Genomic DNA, 21,800 nt, shown 5'->3' on the forward strand with positions numbered 1-21,800 from the left:
TGCTTCTTTTTTGGAGGTGAACGATTTGAAAAAAATTGAATTATTAGCACCAGCAGGTGATCAAGAATCTTTTGTGGCTGCCATACAAAATGGTGCAGATGCAATTTATTTAGGCGGAACGCTTTTCAACGCAAGAGCTTTTGCTAAGAATTTTGATGATGAGCAATTACAATGGGCTGTTCAATATGCTCATTGTCGTGATGTCAAAGTTTATGTAACAGTTAATACACTTTATAAAGATAAGGAATTTCCTTTATTATTAGAATATATTGATCGTCTTTATCATTTTCAAGTTGATGCTTTAATAATTCAGGATATTGGTCTATTTGATGTTGTCAAACATGCTTATCCTGATTTTGAAATTCATATGAGTACGCAATCATCAATTATGAATAATTCTGCTGTTCAATATTTTGATCAAATAGGAGCTTCAAGAGTTGTTTTAGCAAGGGAAAATACTCTTTTAGAGATTAAAGATATTTGTCAATCAACAAAATTAGAAATTGAAGTTTTTATTCATGGGGCCATTTGTATCTGTTATTCAGGACAATGTTTAATGAGCAGCATGATTGGAAAGCGTAGTGGGAATAGGGGAGCCTGTGCACAGCCATGTCGTCTTCAATATCAGCTTGTTGAGGATGGAAAAATATTAGAAAATAAAATACCTTTTCTTCTATCTCCAAAAGATATGATGACAATTGAACATATTCCTGAATTAATAGAAGCAGGTGTGACTTCTTTGAAAATTGAAGGGAGAATGAAACGACCTGAATATGTTGCAAGTGTTGTGAAAGCTTATCGTCATGCTATTGACAATTATTATCAACATCAATCTTCTGATTATCAAGAAGATATTGCAGATATGCAGGCAATGTTTAACCGTAATTATACCCAGGGCTATTTAATGAATGATCCTTATCTTTTAGATGGTGATTATTCAGGAAATAAAGGAGTAAAAATAGGGCAAGTCGTCCGTTATATTTCTGCTCAGAAACGTGTTGTTATTGCTTTGAATAAAACTTTAAATCAAGGTGATAGTATTGTGTTTGAAAAAATAGATAAGGGTAGACCGGTTAATAAAATTTATATTCATGGAAAACTAGTAGCCAATGGAAATCCTGGCGATCTCGTAGAAGTTGAATTTGATTATCCTGTATCACAAGGAATTGTTCGCAAAACAGTTGATACTAAAGTCATTAGTCAATTACATAAAACTTATGACAAAGAATATCGCCAAATTCCACTTAAAATTACATTTAAAGCCAAAATAAATCAACCTGCCGAATTAACTTTTCAACATCTCCAGGAACAGATTAAAATTGAATCACATGAACTTGTTGAAAAAGCTTTGAAAACACCATTAACCCAAGAAAGAATATGCCAGCAACTCTCAAAATTAAAAGACACTCCATTTTTTGTTGAGCAAATAACGATTGATTCAGATAATAATATAACACTTCCTATTAAAACATTGAATCAAATGAGAAGAGAATGTTCACAATTATTAAGTCAGCTTTTATCAAACAAAAAAATTCATCATATAACACCATTTAAAATACCATCATATCAACAAATAAAAACAGATCAGCCAAAGCAGCTCTATGTTCAAGTCAGTCATCTAGAACAATTAAATGCTGCCTGTCAATTACCAATTAATTATATTATTTATCCTTATCAATCCGATATTGAAGAAGCATATCAAGTATGTCGGCATTATCAAAAAACACTTATTATGGGGTTACCACATGTTTTAAAACAAAAAGATATCAATGATATCCAAAAATCAGCAATCTATTCCCATATTGATACAATATTGGTTAATGATTATGGTGCTTATTATGCTTTTCAAGATAAGAAACGTATAGTTGGTACAGGATGCAATATTTATAATTCCTATGCTGCTTCTCATTATATTGAAAAGCGAATCCTTTCATTAGAAATGTCATTGCAAGAAATCAATCAATTAAATGTGGATTTTTCAGATTGTATTGTTCAGGTTTATGGTAAAGTAGAAAATATGATTAGCGAATACTGTCCTATTTCTCAATACTATTATGGATATCAGAAGAAAAATTGTCAAATTTGCAAAAAACATCAATTTTCACTAATTGATCGAAAGAAAGAAAAATTTGATTTAATGATGGATGAGCAATGTCGTATGCATTTACTGAATTGTAGAACATTATATTTTGATAAGATATACAAGTGTCATTCACAAGGTCTGTTTATTCATTTCACAAATGAAACCCAAGAATTGACAAAATTTGTGATTGAACATTTTATATCTTTATTAAAAAAAGAAGATAAAAGTCGTTTAAAAGAAAAAATATCCACGACTTACGGATATTATAAAGAATAATGTTGAATTTTGCATAAAACATTTTATTTATGTCTTTCATAAATGCATTTTTTTATAATTCTAAATTGATATCATTTTCTAATGATGCTATAATAAAGACATGGAGGTGGCATTATGTCAATTGATATGGATTTGGCTAAGCGATTGAAAACTTATCGTAATTTTAAACATTTAACACAAAAAGAAGTTGCTGCTCACCTTAATGTTCCACACTCTGCAATATCAGATATAGAGAATGGTAAACGTGATGTGACAGTGGGAGAATTAAAAATCTTATCTCATCTTTATGGACGTAGTGTTGAAGAGATTATGAGTGGTAAAAAATATGATTATTATAACATTGCAAATATTGCTCGTCTTTTAACAGAATTACCTGATGAGGATTTAAAAGAAGTTATGTTCATTATTGAATATAAGCGTAAAAGAATTGAAGAAAAAAACAAAACAATTTAACTGTTTTGTTTGGGCATTTCAGGTTTTGTAAATATTACAGAATATTGAAATGTTTTTTTATGGGTTTATTCTTTTGTAAGAAGTGTTTTAAATTCTTCTAATAATGCTAAACCTTCAGTTAAGATTGTTGGATCACATTTCTCATCAGTATGATGATGGTAAAAATCAATACTTAACTGTGTATCAATCTGAACAATTGCATAGGTTCCATAACCATATGTCCCACGATTCATCATTAAGCTGCCTGGATTAATAAAATGAATGCCATCATGGATTTGATGTGTAGGGACATGTGTATGACCATGAAAACAAATTTGACAATTTTGTTCATGACACAATTGAATTAACTGCTCATACCCATAATAAACATTGTAGAATTGACCATGTGTTACACAAATATTTTGATATGTTTCATATTTTGGGAAAAGCGCATCATCATGATTTCCTTTCACAACAATATCAAATTTTTTAATAATAGGATCATTTAATGGCAATGATGAATCACCACAATGAATCATAAGATCTACTTTCTCTTTATAAAGATGAGTGACTCGCTGTAAATCATCACCAATTAAGTGACTGTCACTGACAACTAATATTTTCAAAACATCATCTTCTTTCTATTTTTATTATATTCTTTGTCTATAGTATACTCTTTTCTTTTTATATACAAAATATTTATTTTATTTTTATGCGATGAATTGACGAAATTTTCTGAAATAGAAAAAAATTGTCTCGTAAGTGTTTACAATTGCCCTAAAAGTTGGTAAAATAATATCAGTGAAATAACTAGAAAAGGAGTAACAAATATGAAAACTATTTTATTAGTATGTTCTGCAGGAATGTCTACAAGTTTATTAGTAACAAAAATGGAAGCGGCTGCTAAAGACGCTGGAGTTGAATGCAAAATCTTTGCATTACCTTTCTCTGATGCCCCTAGAGTATTAGAAGAAGTTGATTGTATTTTACTTGGCCCACAAGTAAGATTCCAAAAAGCTGCAATCGAAAAATTAGCTGCTTCAAGAAAAGCTGGTGCTATCCCTGTTGACGTTATCGATATGAGAGATTACGGAACAATGAACGGAAAAGCTGTTTTCGATAAAGCTTTATCAATGTTAGGTGAATAATTCTCAATCAAAAGGAGTGTAAACTCCTTTTTTTCTTTCTTTTTTTGACGAGGTTTGCTATAATATTAAAAAATATTAGGAGGGGTTTATAAATGAAAAAAGCGATTATAACAGTTGTTGGAAAAGATCAAGTTGGGATTATTGCAAAAGTATGTACATATTTAGCTGAAGCACAAATCAACATTCTTGATATTTCACAAACAATTTTACAAGGATATTTTAATATGATGATGATTGTTGATACGTCTTGTGCAAATGATGAATTTTCTATACTTGCTGATCAATTGTCAGTATTAGGTGATGAAATCGGAGTGAATATCAAATTACAACATGAAGACATTTTTAATAAAATGCATAGAATCTAAGGAGGAATAAAATGATTAATTTATTTGAGGTTGCGGAAACAAATAAAATGATTGAACAAGAGAACTTAGATGTGCGTACAATCACAATTGGGATAAGCTTATTAGATTGTATTGATGCAAATATTAATGTTCTTTGTGAAAACATTTATCAAAAAATAACAAATACTGCAAAAGATCTTGTCAAGACAGGAGAAGCTATTGAAAAAAAATATGGAATTCCAATTGTTAATAAAAGAATTTCAGTAACGCCAATTGGATTTATTGGGGCAAGTGCCTGTCATTCATCAGAAGATTTTGTCAAGATTGCAAAAACATTGGATCGTTGTGCTCATGAAATTGGAGTAAACTTTATTGGGGGATATAGTGCCATCGTTTCAAAAGGAATGACAAAGGCTGAGGAATTGTTGATTCGTTCAATACCTCAGGCAATGAAAGAAACTGAACTTGTATGTAGTTCTGTAAATGTGGGTTCAACAAAAACTGGTATCAATATGGATGCTGTTAAACTTGCTGGTGAAATTGTGAAAGAAACAGCTGAAATCACAAAGGAAAATGATTCAATTGGTTGTGCAAAGCTCGTTATTCTTTGTAATGCACCTGATGATAATCCATTTATGGCAGGGGCTTTCCATGGCGTGAGTGAAGCAGATGCTATTATCAATGTCGGTGTAAGTGGTCCTGGTGTTGTCAGAAATGCGATTAAAACTGCTAAAGGTAAAGATTTTGGTGAGTTATGTGAGACAGTCAAAAAAACAGCTTTTAAAATTACACGTGTAGGACAGTTGGTCGCACGCGAAGCATCAGCTGCATTAAATATTCCTTTTGGAATTATTGATTTATCATTGGCACCAACTCCTGCTGTTGGTGATAGTATTGCCGATTGTTTGCAGGAAATGGGATTAGAAAGAGTAGGGGCACCTGGAACAACTGCTGCTCTTGCTATTTTAAATGACCAAGTGAAAAAAGGTGGCGTTATGGCTTCATCATATGTCGGTGGATTATCTGGAGCTTTTATTCCTGTAAGTGAAGATCAGGGAATGATTGATGCAGTAGAGGCTGGCGCTTTAACTTTAGAAAAATTAGAAGCTATGACATGTGTTTGTTCAGTTGGATTAGATATGATTGCTATTCCTGGTAAAACATCAGCCAAAACAATTTCTGGTGTCATTGCTGATGAAATGGCAATTGGAATGATCAACCAAAAAACAACAGCTGTTAGAATCATTCCTGTTATTGGTAAAGATGTTGGGGAGACAGTTGAATTTGGTGGATTGCTTGGATATGCTCCAATTATGCCGGTTAATTCTTTTTCATGTGATGAATTTATTGATCGTGGAGGAAGAATACCAGCTCCAATTCATAGTTTTAAAAACTAAAAAGACGATGATATCGTCTTTTTTTACAAGAAAGAAGGATATTATATGCAATTAGAACAACTTATTATTTATCGAAATCTTACCAATGATAAAGATATTTATAAATGTATATCTTTTATCCAAAAAGAACCTCTTATTGATGAATCAGAATTTGTTTCAACAATGTTACAATTAACTGAAAAATATGATCTACATGGACAATTATTTCAGAGTCTTATGACTTTTTTATTAGCAAACCATGAAAATTCTTTTACTCTTTCTTTAGAAAGAAAACAAAGTATTCCTGATTCTTTAAAAAAAGTGATTATGAAAGATATCGAAATACTTTATCAATTTTTTCATTATGATTTTTCTTTTTTAGATTCTTTATACAAAGATCTATTTTATGATTTCCCTCATAGTAAACCTATTGTTAATCAAGAAATCTTTGATTTATTAACACATTTACAAACTTTGCTTTCACAAAGCACATCAGTGGAAGAATTTTACAATATATTATATAATCATTACAGTCAATATGGAGTAGGAAAATATGGTTTAAATAAAGCTTTTCGCTATTTGAATGATTCTATTATACCAATTGATCATATTGGTAATAATACATTAGATCAATTGATTGGATATGAGAGTCAAAAGGAACGTCTTAAAGCGAATACTGAAGCTTTTCTTAAAGGAAAGAAAGCCAATAATGTTTTGCTCTATGGTGATAGTGGAACTGGAAAGTCTAGTAGTATTAAAGCTTTACTGAATGAATACTATAAAGATGGTTTAAGAATGGTAGAAGTTTATAAACATCAATTTATTGCTTTGCCACAAATCATTAATGAACTACAAAATCGTCAATATCATTTTGTTATTTTTATGGATGATTTATCTTTTGAAGAATTTGAAGTTGAATACAAATATTTAAAAGCTGTTATTGAAGGTGGTTTGGAAAAGAAACCAGATAATATTTTGATTTATGCGACAAGTAATCGTAGACATTTAATCAAAGAAACTTGGAATGATCGAAACCATGATCAAGAAATTAACAATAATGATGCAAAACAAGAAAAATTATCATTGGTTTCACGTTTTGGTGTACAAATTATGTATATCCATCCTGATAAACAGCATTATTTAGACATTGTCGATGGGCTTGCCAATACATATGGTATTGATATACCTTTAGATGAATTACATGAATTAGCTTTGCAATGGGAAATAAGAAATGGAGGTTTTTCCGGGCGCACTGCAAAACAATTTATTCATATGTTGCTTGGAAAGAAATAATGAAAGAATTAAAATTAGAAGATTATTCAATAATAAAACCTTTTTTGGATTTAGCTGATTATGAAGGATATAATTCCAACTTTGTGACAATGATGATGTGGAATCATGAATATCATATTCAATACGAAGTTCATGAGCATTTTTTGATTATGTTACATCATTATAAAGATATTAAATTTTGGGCAATGCCATTTACAAGTCCAGAATATTATCAAGAAGCTATTGATTACATGATAAACTATAGTCATCAGCATCAGTTTACCTTTATGATTGATTGTGCAATTGAAGATTTTGTTGAAAAGATAAAACCTATATATTCTCAACAATTACTTTTTGAAAGAACCCCTTATAATGATGATTATATTTATGATCGTCAAATGCTGCAGACATTATCTGGTAAAAAGATGCAAAAAAGAAGAAATCATTATAATTCTTTTTTAAAGAATTATCCTCATTATGTTTATCGTGATTTAGATATTACAGATGATTTTGAAACTATTTTAAGTTGTTTGAATCGCTGGGAAAATGAGAAAGATAATCTAAGTGAATCAATGACAAGTGAAGTCCGTGGTATTATGTCTTTGTTGTCTTCTAAGCATTTATTGGATTTTGAAGTTGGTGGTATTTTTATTGAAGGGCAAATGGAAGCATTTATTATTGCATCGCGATTAAAACATTCAACAATTCAAATTCATGTTGAAAAAGCCAATAAAGAAATAAGAGGATTATATCCAGCTATATTAAAAGAGATGTTAGAGCATCATTTTCCAGATGAAAAATATGTTAATAGAGAAGAAGATATGGGATTGGAAAATTTAAGAAAATCGAAGCAATCACTTCATCCAGTCAAAATGATTTATAAATATCGAATTTATGAGAAGAATCTGCAAGTGACTCAGGCAACTCCTGATGATTTCAATGATATTATCGAATTATGGAAAATCTGTTTCCAGGATGAAACTGATGAATCAACTGCATTTTATTTTGAAAATCTTTATCAAATGGAAAATACTTATGTATTAAAAAATAATAATGAGATTTTATCTGTTTTACAGATTGTTCCAATGATGATTCAAAAGTATCAACAGATTCAAAACAGTTATTTCATTTTAGGTGTGTGTACACATCCACATGTGCAAGGGCAGGGATGTATGAAATTTCTTATGGACTTTGTTTTAGATCTTTATAAACAACAAGATATCTATTTACAAGCATATATTCCTAAAATTTATCGTCCATTTGGTTTTCATGCCTCACATTATCATCAAATAATCGATGTAGATAAGACAGAATTGACTTTTAATACTCCAGAGCCTATTGATGATTTATCGCTGTTAAAAGACTATTATGAAGCTTATACAGCATCTTTTAATGATTATCGTATAAGACAAGAGAATGATTGGTATATGCTTGTAAAGAGATGTCAAGCATTCCATGAAAATATAGTGATATTTAAAGATTTAGGTTATATGATTTATCATCAAGATGATAATGAAATCTATATTACAGAATTTATTTATCTCAATGATGAAGCAATATTAAGAATGTTATCATATTGGCGAGATTCACAACTTAAAATTACCTTAGAATGTGATTTGAGAGTCAACATAAAAGGGACATCTCAATCAATAATAACAATGATGTCTAATCAAGAAAATAGTGATTTTATTGATAAAAATAGATATATAAATGAGATTTATTAAGAAAAAGATGAAATTCTTTTTCTTTTTATTTTCTCTTAGTGATTGACATGTTATAAAGAATGTGATAAATTTCAATAGTATTAATAAAAATTTATTATATGGAGGATGTCTCATGAGCAATGAATTACATGAAGAATGTGGTGTATTTGGTGTTATTGGTCATAAAAATGCAGCGAATATGTGTTATTATGGCTTACATAGTTTGCAACATCGTGGGCAAGAAGCGGCTGGTATTTTAACTACCTATCATCAAAAAATGAATATTCATAAAGGAGAAGGGTTAGTCACTGAAGTGTTCAATGCTGAAAAATTATCAGCAATTCAAGGAGATGCGGCTATTGGGCATGTCCGTTATTCTACAGCTGGTGGAGGCGGTATTGCTAATGTTCAGCCGTTTTTATTTAAAACAATGACAGGTTCTATGGGTATTTGTCATAATGGAAACCTTGTTAATGCAAACATTCTAAAACAAGAGCTTGAAGAAAAGGGAAGTATTTTTTCATCTTCTTCTGATACTGAAGTTTTAGGACATCTTATCAAACGTCAAAAAGGAACAATGATAGAACGCATTTGTTCTTCACTGGATAAATTAGATGGGGCATTCGCTTTTCTTATATTAATTGAGGATCGTTTGTATGCTGCTAGGGATAAATATGGATTAAGACCTTTGTCTATTGGTATATTACCTAATGGCGCATATGTTTTTGCTTCAGAAACATGTGCACTAGATATTGTTGGTGCAAAATTTTTGAGAGATGTAGAACCAGGTGAAATTGTGAGAGTAAAAGATGGTCAATTAAAATCGAAATTATATACTCATGATCAGATTGTTGATAAAATATGTGCTATGGAATATATTTATTTTTCAAGACCTGATAGCACAATTGATGGAATTAATGTTCACACCACAAGAAAACTGGCAGGGAAACAATTATATTTAGAATCACCAGTTGAAGCCGATGTTGTTATTGGGGTTCCAGATTCCTCTATTTCAGCTGCCATTGGTTACGCTGAAGCATCTGGGATACCTTATGAAATGGGATTAGTGAAAAATAAATATGTAGGGCGTACATTTATCCAGCCAACTCAGGAAATGAGAGAGCAGGGAGTACGAATGAAATTATCGGCTGTTTCTTCTATTGTTAGTGGAAAAAGAGTGATTATGATAGATGATTCTATAGTAAGAGGAACAACTTCTAAACGCATTGTTAGACTTTTAAAGGAAGCCGGAGCTAAAGAAGTACATGTTAGGATTGCATCGCCAGCCATTCAATTTCCTTGCTTTTACGGTGTTGATACATCAACTATAGAAGAATTGATATCAAGTCGAATGAATAATCAGGAATTATGTCAATATATTGAAGCTGATTCATTGGCATTTATCCAAGAAGTTGGATTAAAAAAATCAATTCATTTTAAAAAAGAACACACTTGTGATTTGTGTATGTCTTGTTTCAATGGGAAATATGTAACCAAACTCTATGATTCATATGAAAAAGCCAATAAAGAAGAAAAGTAAGGGGATATTTTATTAAATCTCCTTACTTTATTTATAATTATATATAACTTCGCATAATGTATATTATGTGAATGTTATAGAATATTTGAAATGGCTACAAAACTTACAAGAATGATTAATCCTATATCAATACACATAAGATATTTATATAATGGTTCTTTATCAACTTTATGATTGTTATAAACAGCTAAAAATGAAGATATATACAATAGCAAAGCTATTATATAATTGACAATCATTGGTCCAGTTGTTTCTTGTATAGAAGCACCAAAAATAAATAATAAACTCCCTATAAGCATACCAGCTAAAGCGAGTATAACCACTTTTCTGACTTTCTTTTCATGCATACATCTATACCTCTAAATGATTTTCTCTAGTAATGATTCACCAATACCAGGATTTTCTACACCAAAATTATCTGCAATAGTTGCTCCGATGACTGCATAGCTTTTTAAAAGACCTAAATGTTTCGGTTGTTTTAAAGATTTGCTATAGATAATCAATGGTACATTTTCACGAGTATGATCAGTTCCTTTGTAAGTTGGATCATTTCCATGGTCTGCTGTTATCATTAACAAATCATCTTCATGAAGCGCCAATAATAAATCATTCAATTGTGAATCAAATGCCACAATGGCATCGCCATAGCCTTTTGGGTTTCGTCTATGGCCATATACAGCATCGAAATCAACTAAATTCAAGAAAGCCAATCCTTCAAAATCTTTTTTAGCAATTTCCGTTGTTTTGAACATACCATCATCATTAGAAACCGTTTTTACTTTTTCACTAATACCTTGATCAACAAAAATATCAGGAATTTTACCAATTCCAATGACATCAAATGAATTTTCTTTTAATGCATCTAAAACTGTTTTACCAAATGGTTTTAAAGCTAAATCATGACGATTGGCAGTTCTGACAAATTCTCCTTTTTTCTGACCAACATATGGTCTTGCAATAACACGTCCAATTTTCCACCTTTCATCCATTGCTAACTCACGAGCTATTTCGCATGCCTGATACAATTCTTCTAAAGGAATCACATCTTCATTGGCAGCAATCTGAAAGACTGAATCAGCAGATGTATACACAATCCAATCACCAGTTTGAATTTGATGCTCTCCCCAATCATCAAGAATCTTTGTTCCACTTTCCGCATAATTACCCACACAATGGCGTCCTGTTTTTTGTTCGAATAATTCTATAAACTCTTTAGGAAAACCTGTATCTGTAAATGTTTTGAATGGTTTGGTAATATGTAAGCCCATCATTTCCCAATGACCAGTCATAGTATCTTTACCATTAGATACCTCTTCTAAACGAGCAGTATAAGCCAATTGATTTTTTAATTGATGAATACCTTTAAATTCACCAATACTTCCTAATCCCATACCTTCTAGTTGAGGAACATCTAAACCACCAACACTTTCGCATATATGACCAAGAGTATTAGCACCCTCATCACCAAATTCTATTGCATCATGTGCATCTCCTACTCCTAAAGAATCTAAAACAATTAAAAATACTCTTTTATACTTTTTCACTATCTTTTCTTCCTTTCTTGACTTCGTGGATGTAATTTCATATAATCTTCTATCGTTTTACTTTGTGAAACATGTGTATATATTGTTGTTGTGGATATATCACTATGTCCCAGCATTTCTTGAATTGAACGTAAATCAGCATCATTTTCCAATAAATGAGTAGCAAATGTATGTCGTAAAGTATGTGGTGTTACATGCTTTTTAAGACCGCTTTTTTTAACTATACCTTCTAAAATATGATAAAAATCATCTCTTTGAATAGGTTGCCCTTTTTGATTTATAAATAAATACTGAGTTGTTACTTTCTCACATAATTGTGGACGAAAATTTTCAATATATTCCTTAAGGTATATACAGCATTGTTGGTTCATAGGAACAATTCTTTCCTTATTTCCTTTTCCTATACATTTGACAAAACCCTTTTGAATATTAATATTTTGAAGAGTTAATGAACACATTTCACTCACTCTTAAACCAGATCCATAAAGAATCTCCATCATACAGCGATTTCTAGCACTCTTTGGATCTTTCATTTCAACAGAATTAAGTAATTGATTGACTTCATCAACACTTAGAACTTCTGGTAAATACTGTTCTTTTTTTGCCATTTCAAAAGAACTCATAACATTCTTTTGAACTTTCTTTTCTTTAACTAAAAAAATATAGAACTGACGCAAAGCTACCATATGTCTATCTGCTGAAGATGTTTTAAAAGAACTTCTTAAATCTTTTAAATAAGTATAGACATGATCTTTTTCAATCAGAGTTATATCATTTAATTGAAAATGATCATTCATATAGTTAACAAAATGTTGAATATCTCTTAAATATTCATTAATTGTATGATAACTATACCCTTTTTCAACAACCATATATTGTTGATATTCATTCATTGCCTCTTTACATTTCAATATACATCACCTTATTTATTATAACAAGAATTGAAATGAAAAACCACAAATGTAATGATTAAAACATTGGAATGATATAAACTCGAAATGCAAGTGATATAGAAAAACAAACCAAAGTGAGAATTAAATTATTTAAACGATAATTCATCATACTTTTTATATTAAAGTTTTGTTCTATATAAAATGTAACCAAGGTTACATACATAGAAATATGCATGCATGTTATATTTAAAACTATACATAATAAGATTTCTAAAAGACTTTCTATCAATAACAAGAGAACCAGTAAAAATGAAAGTGGAACAACAGAAAAAACATATAATAATGAAAAAGAAAGCTGCATTCCCTTTATAAATAACAAGAATAACAAACCAAAGTGTCCATAATAACTCGAACTTAAATATGTACATACCAAAATATATAAACTTCCTTGCATGACATATAGTTGATATTGATTTTGATAACCATCTGCATTAAGATAAAACAAATTTTCCAAAAATCCTTTCATTGTTTCATTGGCAATAGAATATTGATAAAACCCAAAAAGAAACCCCATAACAAAGACAGTTACAATAAAAATAAAAATATATTTTTTATGATCAATAAATCGACGCAAAAAAACACTCATTGCTAATCACCTCTTTGATAATACATATGAGTGTTTTTTGAAATTATTCATTATTTTTTAAGTATTTCTTTTGGACAGGTGTTTCATCTATGAGTGAGGAAGCTTTTACTATTTTAACATCAGGTAAAGCTTTTGTAAGCTGATCAATAATTTGATCTGTCTGATTCACTGTCTTAGCATCATTGGATTCACTAGCATGAGCAAACAATGATATTTGTTCATTAAGTTCATCTTGATGAATAACATTGTTTAAGCTGACACCTACTAAACGTAACATTTCTCCTTCATATATCCCTTCAAACAACAATAATGCAGTAGCATAGATTGTATCATAGTCATTTGTATAATGATCAATAATCATCTGTTTGGTACGACTTTTTTCTCTTGTGTACTTGAGTGTGATGGATATAGAATTCGATACTAATAGACGTTTTTTCGCACGCTGAGAAACTTCGTGTGATAATTCTCTAAACATAGATTTGATGAAATCCTCATCATTGCTATCTTGTTCAAAAGTTGTTGAATTCCCAACTGATTTGAGTTCATTTTTTGAATAATTGATTTTTGAAAAATCTTTTCCGTTTGCTTTTTGGTAAAAAAGCAAAGTGTTTTTTCCAAAAACAGATCTAATCTTATCATAGTTTTCATGTTTAGCAAGATCTCCAATTGTCATAATGCCCATTGCTATAAGCTTTGGTGCAGTCTTTTTGCCAATTCCAAACATTGTATGAATTGGTAATGGCCATAATTTTTCTTTATAATTTTTGTTATTGATAATCGTAATACCCATTGGCTTTTTCATATCACTTGCCATTTTTGCTAAAAATTTATTAGGTGCAATACCAATCGAACATTGCAAGTGAAGATGCTCATATACAGTTGATTGAATTTTTTTGGCAGCCACACTAGGAGAAATGTTGTTTTGCTGAATATATTCGGTCATATCAACATAACATTCATCTATACTTGCAACTTCTAATTTTTTAGAAAAAGTTGATACAATATGGAAAAATTGTTGAGATAATGTTTTATATAGATCAAAATGTGGAGGTATTGTGATAATATGAGGACATAACTCTTTTGCTTTAAATAATGGCATTGCTGAATGAATTCCAAACTGTCGCGCTTCATATGAAGCAGTAGTGATAATACTCCGACGAGAGTCACGACATATGACAATTGGTTTTCCTTTTAATTCAGGGTGAGTGGCTATTTCAGCACTAGCAAAAAAAGCATTCAGATCAATATGAAAGATAATTTGCATGGTGACTCACCCCTTCCCTATAACTATTTTAACATATAGTTTTTATAATTATAAAGACTTTCTTTTTTTACGTTATCTGTTTTATGTGCTAATCTTAATTTATCAGCAATCATTGCAATAAATTCAGAGTTAGTTGGTTTCGCTTTAACAGCTGAAACAGTATATCCAAAAATATCATCAATTGCATCAGTATTTCCTCTATTCCAAGCCACTTCAATTGCATGGCGAATAGCACGTTCTACTCTTGAAGAAGTTGTATTATACATTCTTGCAATATCTGGATATAGAACTTTTGTGACTTGTCCTAAGATTTCAATATTGTAATAAGTTGTTAAAATAGCTGTTCTTAAATACATATAGCCTTTAATATGTGCAGGAATTCCAACTTCATGTAAAATTTCAGTAATTTCGTTTTCGATTTTTACCTTTTTATACTTTTCTGATTCATCCATATTTAACAATTGATCATGTTTTTGTTGATCAGCACTTGTTATGTAAAGAGCGGATTGGACAAAATGTTGCATATCAAATGGATATTTAAAGCAATAATCTACGGATAAGTCTTCTAACATATTACAAATAACCTGATTTGTAAATTGTGTAATACAAATGACTTTTTGATAACTTGATTTATGCATTTCTCTTAATCTATTAAGAACTCCTAACCCATCAATCTCTGAAAGCATTAAATCAATAATTAACAAATCACATGTTCTTTGATTCAAAAAATTCAAGCAATCTGTTCCGTTATTAGCAGTACCAACAATTTCAAATTGATTTGTTTTTTCTAAACATAATTTTACATTTTCCAATAATTCTTGTTGATCTATTGCTATAAAAGTTTTCATTTTTCCAATTTCCCCTTTCGATTTATTCTCATCAGCAAAGTTATTATATATATGTCAAAAAAGGATTCATAGTCTTAATACAAAAAATGTATAGTGAAAAGTGAATTTAAATCAATTCGTCATTTTTTTCGCTATGTTTTTCGACATAGTTATCTATCAAATGTCTAAATGTGTTGAAATAAGAAAAAGGAATCAAAGATGATTCCTTTCCTTATTTGTCGTTTTCAAGCATCCAATCAATATATAAACCATAACCTTGGTGAACATTGTTGATATCTACGTGTGTAACACAGCCAATGAGTTTTCCGTTTTGAATAATTGGTGATCCACTCATTCCCTGAACAATCCCATTTGTTAAAGAAAGAACTTTTTTGTCAGTAATTTCAAAAGTGATTCCTTTAATAGAAGGTTTGCTTTGTTTCTTTAAATGAGTTATATTAATTGAACATTTTGTTATTGTATGACCATCAAGCACTGTTAAGAAATAAGCTTCTCCCTCTTTGATTTCATCTATTGAGGCTGTTGAAATAATCTGCTGATTAGCAGTTAATTCATCATATTGACCATAGATGCCGTAATTGTTATTATCATAAATTGTCCCTATTTGAATCGAGCCAATATCAGCAACTTTTTCACCAGGTGTTCCATTTTGAGATGGATTGATTTTTTTAACATATGAATTGTAGACACTTCCTTTTTTTACAACCGCATCACTTGATAATGATACATCACACATCATATGTCCAAGAGCGCCAAAATGATGTGTAGCAGGGTTGTAGTAAGTCATAGTCCCTATTCCGGTTAATCCATCCTGTACATAGAGTCCAGTTGTAAATTGTCCGTTATTTTCTTGAAACTTAAGTTCTTTTGTGATTTCTTTTTGATTACGTAAAAGGGTTAATGAAATAGAATGTTTATTTTCAATTTCTTTTTCAACAGTATCCATTAAAAGTGATATCGAATCAACACGTATATCATTCACTTTTACAATTAAATCACCTGATAAATAACCATCACTTGAAGGATTATACTTATGATTGTCAATAGAAATATCATAAGTCCCTGTGATCATAACACCATCATAATCGAGTTCAATACCTATAGATTGACCACCTAATATAACTTCGGCTGCAAACACGCTAAAAGACGGTAAGATGAGTGAAACGACAGTTATGAGTGTAATACTTAACTTTTTCAAAAGCAAAGCATATACACCTCCCTGTAATCCTAACGATTACATTTTAGTTTGGCATATATGCTTTGAATTATACATTCAATAATTTTTTAGCATTTTCAATAGCTTCTTGCGTAATTTGCTCTCCAGATAACATTTTTGCAATTTCAGTAACTCTTTCATCAGTTTTTAGTAAATGGATAGATGTCAGAGTTTCTTGTGTACCTATTGTTTTTTCAATACTATATTGATAATCAGCTAAACTTGCAACTTGTGGTAAATGTGTAATACAAATGACTTGTTTTTGTTTGGCAAGCTGAAGCATTTTATCACCAATGCTTGTAGCCACTTTTCCACTTACACCTGTATCAACTTCATCAAAAATAATTGTCTCTATTGGACTGTATTTTAAAATAATAGTTTTAATTGCAAGCATAATACGTGAAATTTCTCCACCACTTGCACTTTCATTAAGTAAACTTAAATTTTGTCCTTTATTTACAGAAATCATAAATTTAATTTCATCAAAACCATTCTTGTTGAGTTCTGTTTTTTCAAAATTAACTTTAAATTGAGCTTTGTCTAAATAAAGATCTTGAAGTTCTTTATGAATATCATTCTCAAATTTTCTTGCATTTTTTATTCTAAGATTATGGATCTTTTCAGCTAATTCTAAAGCAATTTGTTTCTTTATAGTTACTTCACTTTGAAGAGCATGGATATGTTCTTCACGATGATTAATAAAATCAATTTTCTCTTGTAATTCCTGTCGATATTCCATGACTCTTTCCATCGTAAATCCATATTTACGCTTTAAACGATTAATCTTATACAAAATATCCTGTAACTCATTAAATCGATATTCATCAAAGTTTAAACTCCTATAAATATCCATTACATTTTCATACTCATCCATCAAATTATAGTATTGATTATATAGACTATCATATGAATCATTAAAATGACCATAATTCACAACGTTTTGTAAAGAACTGAGTGCATCTTTGAATTGTGGTAAGACACCATAATTATGATTCATTAAATGATCAAAATTTTGAATAACTTCATTAATTTTTTCGATATTTTGAAGTGATTTTAATTCTTCTTCTAATTCTTCAACTTCATTATCAGTATATGTCACTTCATCAATTTCATTCAATTGACTCATTAAAAAATCTAATTGTTCATCACTCATATCTTCTTCAATTGATTTTTTGAGTTGGCGTGATACAGATTGATAATCTTGATATACTATTTGATAATCATTCAAAATACTTTTTAAATCTTTGTAAGCATATTGATCAATTAATTGAATATGATTTTTTTCTTCAAAAATTTTTTGTGTTTCAAACTGCGAATGAATATCAATAAAATATGGCATGATCATTTTTAAAGCATTATTTGAAGCATTTTGATAATTAATTTTAACATTACTTTTTCCTGAAGATAATATTTCTTTTGTAACAACAAACTGTTCATCCGGTTCAATATGCAATTCATCACATATATTTTCTAAAGCTTTTGACATATCAACTTCAAAAATTCCTTCAATAACAGCTTTTTGACAGTCTTTTTTGATAAAAGATGTGGACGCTCTATTTCCACATAATTGTCCTAATGCGTCAATAATAATGGATTTCCCTGCCCCAGTTTCACCAGTTAAAGCACTCATCCCCTGATAAAAATCGACACGCATTTTATCAATAATAACAAAAGAAGAAATATATAGACTTTTAAGCATATTTTCACCTACCCTTTAAAATGAAGATGAGCTTCATTAACAATCTCATCAATATTTATATTTATATCATGATTATCATCATTTTTAAAACATCCTAAAAATTCAATATTTCCTATTCCACCTGTAATAGGTGAATAAGTTAATCCCTGAACTGACATTTTCGCATCATGAGCATATGAAAAAACTTCTTTAATAACTCTTTGATGAACTTCTTTATCACTTACAATACCATGTTTACCAACATCTTCTTTTCCAGCTTCAAATTGTGGTTTGATTAAAGCAACAACATAACCCTTAGATTTCATTATTTGTGATAATGGCTTTAAAATATGTTTGAGTGATATGAAAGAAACATCTATACTTGCAAAATCTGGTTGTCCATATTGAAACATCTCTGGTGTTGCATATCTAAAGTTTGTCTGTTCCATAACATGTACACGTGGATCATTTCTTAATTGCCAAACAAGCTGATTTGTCCCTACATCTAAAGCATAAACTTCACGTGCATGATGCTGTAAAGCGCAATCAGTAAATCCGCCTGTTGATGAACCTATATCCAGCATTAAAAGATTATCAAGATTTAATTGAAATTCATTTATTGCTTTTTCTAATTTCAAACCACCGCGAGATACATATTTGAGCTTTTCACCTTTGATATAGAGATGAGAATCAACTGGAATCTTTGTTCCAGGTTTATCAATATAATCATAATCATCTCTTACAATTCCTGCCATAATAGCTCTCTTTGCTTTTTCACGTGATTCAAATAAGCCTTGTTCAACACAAAGAACATCAACTCTCTCTTTTTTCACAGCATTTCTCCTTTACCAATTTCAATAAATCATCAATTCCAATATGCTCATAATTCAATAGTGTATCAATATCTCCTTGAGGTGTATAATGATCATCAATTCCTAAATAATCAATAAGCATAAATTGTTGTTTCCGAGAATAATATTGTGCAATTAAAGAACCTAATGAGCCAATCATTAAATCAGTTTCATATATAATTAAATGTTGTTGTAACTGATGAAATTCATTAAGCATTTCTGTGTCTAATGGTTTTATAAATCTTGCATTAATTAGATTCACTGATAAGTTTTCTTTTTCAATCATATTTTTAACTTTATCAACTTTTGCGTCATATGTAATAATTGTATCTTTATAATCTTGATTAAAAATAACTTTTTCCCATGTTCCAAGTTCAATCTCTTCTTCTATTGAAACATCACTATCCATAATACTTCCCTTAGGGAATCTTAATATATAAGGTGCATCAAAATGAGAAAAAGCTGTATTCACCATTTGCTTTGCTTCTTGAGCATTACGTGGTGTCATAATAATAAGATGTGGTACGGATGATAAAAAACTAATATCAAATACACCATGATGTGTTTCTCCATCAGAGCCAACAAGTCCACTACGATCAACACCAATTAAACATGGTAAATTCATCCTTGCTATATCATGATTAATTTGATCATATGCACGTTGTAAAAAAGAAGAATACACAGTTATATATGGTTTTTTCTGAGCATTAGAAAGACCAGCTGCAAATGTCATAGCGTGTTCTTCAGCAATTCCTACATCGAAACTACGATTAGGAAATTTATCAAAAATTTGATCCAGGCAAGAACCAGCAATCATTGCTGGTGTTATCACAACAACATCTTGGTCTTTTTCCATCCATAATTTTATTTGTGAGGAAACAATCAGACTCCAACTTTTCAGCAACGTTTCCTTTTTTAAAATGCCTTCCTTGTAATCAAAAGGTGCTACACCATGATAAACTCCTTGACAATCATTCTCTGCTAATACGTATCCTTTTCCTTTAACGGTATGGACATGAACAACAACACTATGATCCATTTCATCAGCCACATGAAGAGCATTCATTAAATCATGAAAATCATGTCCATTGACTGGACCAATATAATCCAAACCAAATTCTCCAAATATATTATCATCTATAACATTTTCTTTAATTTGATCTTTAATATTTTTTGTCAATTGATAGATTTTTTTACCAAACTTTGTTTTATTTAAAAAAGCAGTATAATTATTTTTTACATTTGTATATTGATTAGAAATACGTACTTCTGATAAGAAATTACTAAATCCACCAACATTTTTAGAAATAGACATATCATTGTCATTAAGAATAATAATCACTTTAGAATCAATTGATCCTAGATAATTTAACGCTTCAAAAGATTCCCCGCTCATAATTGCTGCATCTCCCACAACACAAATAATTTCACCATCTTCATTATTCAAATCACGGGCAACAGCCATACCAGTACCACCAGATATAGCAGTTGATGAATGACCTGCTTCCCATACATCATGAACACTTTCCTGTCTTTTTTGAAATCCACTTAACCCTTGGAATTGTCTTAATGTCTGAAATTGGTTAGCACGACCAGTTAAAATTTTATGAACATATGATTGATGACCAACATCAAAGATAATCTTATCTTTAGGTGAATCAAAAATATAATGTAACGCAATTGTTAATTCAACAATACCTAAATTACTAGAAAAATGGCCACCTGTCTGAGAAACATTATGAATAATAAAATCTCTGATTTCCTGTGCTAATTCCTCAAGTTCATCTATATTTAATTGTTTTAAAAAATCTGGACCTTTGATTTTATCAAGATTCATTTAATTCACCCTTTTCATAATCATTGTTAATAACTCTAAAATTAACCCATGATTAATACGCATTGCATAAATTGCTTCGTAGCATTTATTAAATAATTTTTCTACTAATTTTTGTGATTCATCAAGACCCAAAAGTGACACATATGTAGATTTATGATTTTCCAAATCGCTTCCTGTCTTTTTACCTAATTTTTCTTGATCACCAATGACATCTAAAATATCATCTTGAACTTGAAAAGCCAATCCTAAATCGAATCCAATTTGACTCCAATATTCATAATCTTGAGGTTGAGCAATTAAACTGGCTAGTTGCATACTCACAGCAATTAACTCACCTGTTTTATGATGATGAATGTCTTCTAATTCAATCAAAGATGCTTGTTTATTTTCAAAAGCAATATCTTGTTGTTGACCATATATCATTCCATTTACACCACTTGCTTCATAAAGTCTATTAAGAATCTGAACTTTAAGATGATCATCAATAGGAATATTTAAAATTGTATTAACACCCAAATTTAATAAAGCATCACCTGCTAAAATAGCAGTTGCTTCATCAAATTGCTTATGACATGTTAAACGACCACGGCGCAAATCATCATTATCCATGCCTGGTAAATCATCATGAATCAAAGAATATGTATGAATCATTTCAATTGCACAAGCAACATCAAGATACAAATGATAATCTAAGCCATAAGAACGTAATACATTCAAAAAAATCAATGGGCGTAATCTTTTTCCAGGGGCAAGCAAAGAATAATGCATTGCTTCCTTAACCAAACCATCTTTTAATGGCTTAAGAAGTTCGTCTAAACGTTGATTTAATTCTTCTTTTAGTGTATCCAT

20 protein-coding genes are annotated in these 21,800 nt (G+C 30.2%); 8 read left to right on the forward strand and 12 right to left on the reverse strand.

What is annotated here, in order from left to right; genetic code table 11:
• The first annotated feature begins 25 nt into the window (after nt 1-25).
• Entirely contained in the window at nt 26-2,359 is a 2,334-nt protein-coding gene (locus BN1865_RS02410) for a U32 family peptidase (RefSeq protein WP_050635667.1), read from the forward strand.
• A 114-nt stretch (nt 2,360-2,473) separates the two neighbouring features.
• Complete coding sequence (locus BN1865_RS02415) at nt 2,474-2,812, forward strand: helix-turn-helix domain-containing protein (protein WP_050635668.1); 339 nt, start codon at nt 2,474-2,476, stop codon at nt 2,810-2,812.
• Nucleotides 2,813-2,877: 65 nt separating this feature from the next.
• On the opposite strand, the gene BN1865_RS02420 is transcribed toward BN1865_RS02415, so the two are convergent.
• A complete protein-coding gene (locus BN1865_RS02420; RefSeq protein ID WP_050635669.1) occupies nt 2,878-3,417 on the reverse strand; it encodes a metallophosphoesterase family protein in 540 nt (179 codons plus the stop codon).
• A 204-nt stretch (nt 3,418-3,621) separates the two neighbouring features.
• Between BN1865_RS02420 and BN1865_RS02425 the strand changes: the two genes are divergently transcribed.
• The 6 genes from BN1865_RS02425 to purF all read left to right on the forward strand — a co-directional run bounded on the left by BN1865_RS02425 (nt 3,622) and on the right by purF (nt 10,174).
• The gene (locus BN1865_RS02425; RefSeq protein ID WP_050635670.1) at nt 3,622-3,939 is read left to right on the forward strand and encodes a PTS sugar transporter subunit IIB; all 318 of its coding nucleotides are present in this window, start codon (nt 3,622-3,624) and stop codon (nt 3,937-3,939) included.
• 92 nt (nt 3,940-4,031) lie between these two features.
• Complete coding sequence (locus BN1865_RS02430) at nt 4,032-4,304, forward strand: ACT domain-containing protein (RefSeq protein ID WP_050635671.1); 273 nt, start codon at nt 4,032-4,034, stop codon at nt 4,302-4,304.
• 11 nt (nt 4,305-4,315) lie between these two features.
• Nucleotides 4,316-5,680 (forward strand): PFL family protein, encoded by a 1,365-nt coding sequence (locus BN1865_RS02435; RefSeq protein ID WP_050635672.1) that lies wholly within the window; start codon nt 4,316-4,318, stop codon nt 5,678-5,680.
• Between the two features lie 45 nt (nt 5,681-5,725).
• The gene (locus BN1865_RS02440; RefSeq protein ID WP_050635673.1) at nt 5,726-6,952 is read left to right on the forward strand and encodes an ATP-binding protein; all 1,227 of its coding nucleotides are present in this window, start codon (nt 5,726-5,728) and stop codon (nt 6,950-6,952) included.
• A complete protein-coding gene (locus BN1865_RS02445) occupies nt 6,952-8,655 on the forward strand; it encodes a GNAT family N-acetyltransferase (protein ID WP_050635674.1) in 1,704 nt (567 codons plus the stop codon). The genes BN1865_RS02440 and BN1865_RS02445 overlap by 1 nt, the downstream gene beginning before the upstream one ends.
• Before the next feature lie 112 nt (nt 8,656-8,767).
• Complete coding sequence (purF, locus tag BN1865_RS02450; protein ID WP_050635675.1) at nt 8,768-10,174, forward strand: amidophosphoribosyltransferase; 1,407 nt, start codon at nt 8,768-8,770, stop codon at nt 10,172-10,174.
• A gap of 74 nt (nt 10,175-10,248) precedes the next feature.
• Here purF and BN1865_RS02455 read toward each other — a convergent pair whose 3' ends face one another.
• The 11 genes from BN1865_RS02455 to BN1865_RS02505 form a co-directional block, all read right to left on the reverse strand.
• On the reverse strand, nt 10,249-10,521 hold the full coding sequence (locus tag BN1865_RS02455; protein WP_050635676.1) for a hypothetical protein: 273 nt from the start codon (nt 10,519-10,521) through the stop codon (nt 10,249-10,251).
• 12 nt (nt 10,522-10,533) lie between these two features.
• Nucleotides 10,534-11,718, reverse strand: coding sequence for a phosphopentomutase (locus BN1865_RS02460; protein ID WP_050635677.1), 1,185 nt, complete (start codon nt 11,716-11,718; stop codon nt 10,534-10,536).
• The gene (gene xerA / locus BN1865_RS02465) at nt 11,718-12,629 is read right to left on the reverse strand and encodes a site-specific tyrosine recombinase/integron integrase (protein ID WP_050635678.1); all 912 of its coding nucleotides are present in this window, start codon (nt 12,627-12,629) and stop codon (nt 11,718-11,720) included. Before xerA ends, BN1865_RS02460 begins: the two co-directional genes overlap by 1 nt.
• Before the next feature lie 58 nt (nt 12,630-12,687).
• Complete coding sequence (locus tag BN1865_RS02470) at nt 12,688-13,257, reverse strand: hypothetical protein (protein WP_050635679.1); 570 nt, start codon at nt 13,255-13,257, stop codon at nt 12,688-12,690.
• 43 nt (nt 13,258-13,300) lie between these two features.
• On the reverse strand, nt 13,301-14,521 hold the full coding sequence (locus BN1865_RS02475) for a DNA polymerase IV (RefSeq protein ID WP_050635680.1): 1,221 nt from the start codon (nt 14,519-14,521) through the stop codon (nt 13,301-13,303).
• Nucleotides 14,522-14,544: 23 nt separating this feature from the next.
• Nucleotides 14,545-15,369 (reverse strand): sporulation transcription factor Spo0A, encoded by an 825-nt coding sequence (gene spo0A / locus BN1865_RS02480; RefSeq protein ID WP_050635681.1) that lies wholly within the window; start codon nt 15,367-15,369, stop codon nt 14,545-14,547.
• A 211-nt stretch (nt 15,370-15,580) separates the two neighbouring features.
• The gene (locus BN1865_RS02485) at nt 15,581-16,573 is read right to left on the reverse strand and encodes a SpoIVB peptidase S55 domain-containing protein (protein ID WP_050635682.1); all 993 of its coding nucleotides are present in this window, start codon (nt 16,571-16,573) and stop codon (nt 15,581-15,583) included.
• 61 nt (nt 16,574-16,634) lie between these two features.
• Entirely contained in the window at nt 16,635-18,284 is a 1,650-nt protein-coding gene (recN, locus tag BN1865_RS02490; protein ID WP_050635683.1) for a DNA repair protein RecN, read from the reverse strand.
• 8 nt (nt 18,285-18,292) lie between these two features.
• Nucleotides 18,293-19,096, reverse strand: a complete 804-nt coding sequence (locus tag BN1865_RS02495; protein ID WP_050635684.1) for a TlyA family RNA methyltransferase — start codon at nt 19,094-19,096, stop codon at nt 18,293-18,295.
• Entirely contained in the window at nt 19,077-20,951 is a 1,875-nt protein-coding gene (gene dxs / locus BN1865_RS02500; protein ID WP_050635685.1) for a 1-deoxy-D-xylulose-5-phosphate synthase, read from the reverse strand. Before dxs ends, BN1865_RS02495 begins: the two co-directional genes overlap by 20 nt.
• Nucleotides 20,952-21,800, reverse strand: a complete 849-nt coding sequence (locus tag BN1865_RS02505) for a polyprenyl synthetase family protein (protein ID WP_050635686.1) — start codon at nt 21,798-21,800, stop codon at nt 20,952-20,954.

The organism is Candidatus Stoquefichus sp. SB1 (assembly GCF_001244545.1).
Classification (GTDB): Bacteria; Bacillota_I; Bacilli_A; order Erysipelotrichales; family Coprobacillaceae; genus Stoquefichus.

What these genes read in the sequence shown, in the direction of transcription:
- BN1865_RS02505 (WP_050635686.1), bottom strand. Translation starts at nt 21,800, where the DNA reads ATGGATACACTAAAAGAAGAATTAAATCAACGTTTAGACGAACTTCTT.
- BN1865_RS02455 (WP_050635676.1), bottom strand. Translation starts at nt 10,521, where the DNA reads ATGCATGAAAAGAAAGTCAGAAAAGTGGTTATACTCGCTTTAGCTGGT.
- BN1865_RS02475 (WP_050635680.1), bottom strand. Translation starts at nt 14,521, where the DNA reads ATGCAAATTATCTTTCATATTGATCTGAATGCTTTTTTTGCTAGTGCT.
- BN1865_RS02430 (WP_050635671.1), top strand. Translation starts at nt 4,032, where the DNA reads ATGAAAAAAGCGATTATAACAGTTGTTGGAAAAGATCAAGTTGGGATT.
- BN1865_RS02425 (WP_050635670.1), top strand. Translation starts at nt 3,622, where the DNA reads ATGAAAACTATTTTATTAGTATGTTCTGCAGGAATGTCTACAAGTTTA.
- BN1865_RS02415 (WP_050635668.1), top strand. Translation starts at nt 2,474, where the DNA reads ATGTCAATTGATATGGATTTGGCTAAGCGATTGAAAACTTATCGTAAT.
- BN1865_RS02445 (WP_050635674.1), top strand. Translation starts at nt 6,952, where the DNA reads ATGAAAGAATTAAAATTAGAAGATTATTCAATAATAAAACCTTTTTTG.
- BN1865_RS02440 (WP_050635673.1), top strand. Translation starts at nt 5,726, where the DNA reads ATGCAATTAGAACAACTTATTATTTATCGAAATCTTACCAATGATAAA.
- dxs (WP_050635685.1), bottom strand. Translation starts at nt 20,951, where the DNA reads ATGAATCTTGATAAAATCAAAGGTCCAGATTTTTTAAAACAATTAAAT.
- BN1865_RS02435 (WP_050635672.1), top strand. Translation starts at nt 4,316, where the DNA reads ATGATTAATTTATTTGAGGTTGCGGAAACAAATAAAATGATTGAACAA.
- BN1865_RS02470 (WP_050635679.1), bottom strand. Translation starts at nt 13,257, where the DNA reads ATGAGTGTTTTTTTGCGTCGATTTATTGATCATAAAAAATATATTTTT.
- spo0A (WP_050635681.1), bottom strand. Translation starts at nt 15,369, where the DNA reads ATGAAAACTTTTATAGCAATAGATCAACAAGAATTATTGGAAAATGTA.
- purF (WP_050635675.1), top strand. Translation starts at nt 8,768, where the DNA reads ATGAGCAATGAATTACATGAAGAATGTGGTGTATTTGGTGTTATTGGT.
- recN (WP_050635683.1), bottom strand. Translation starts at nt 18,284, where the DNA reads ATGCTTAAAAGTCTATATATTTCTTCTTTTGTTATTATTGATAAAATG.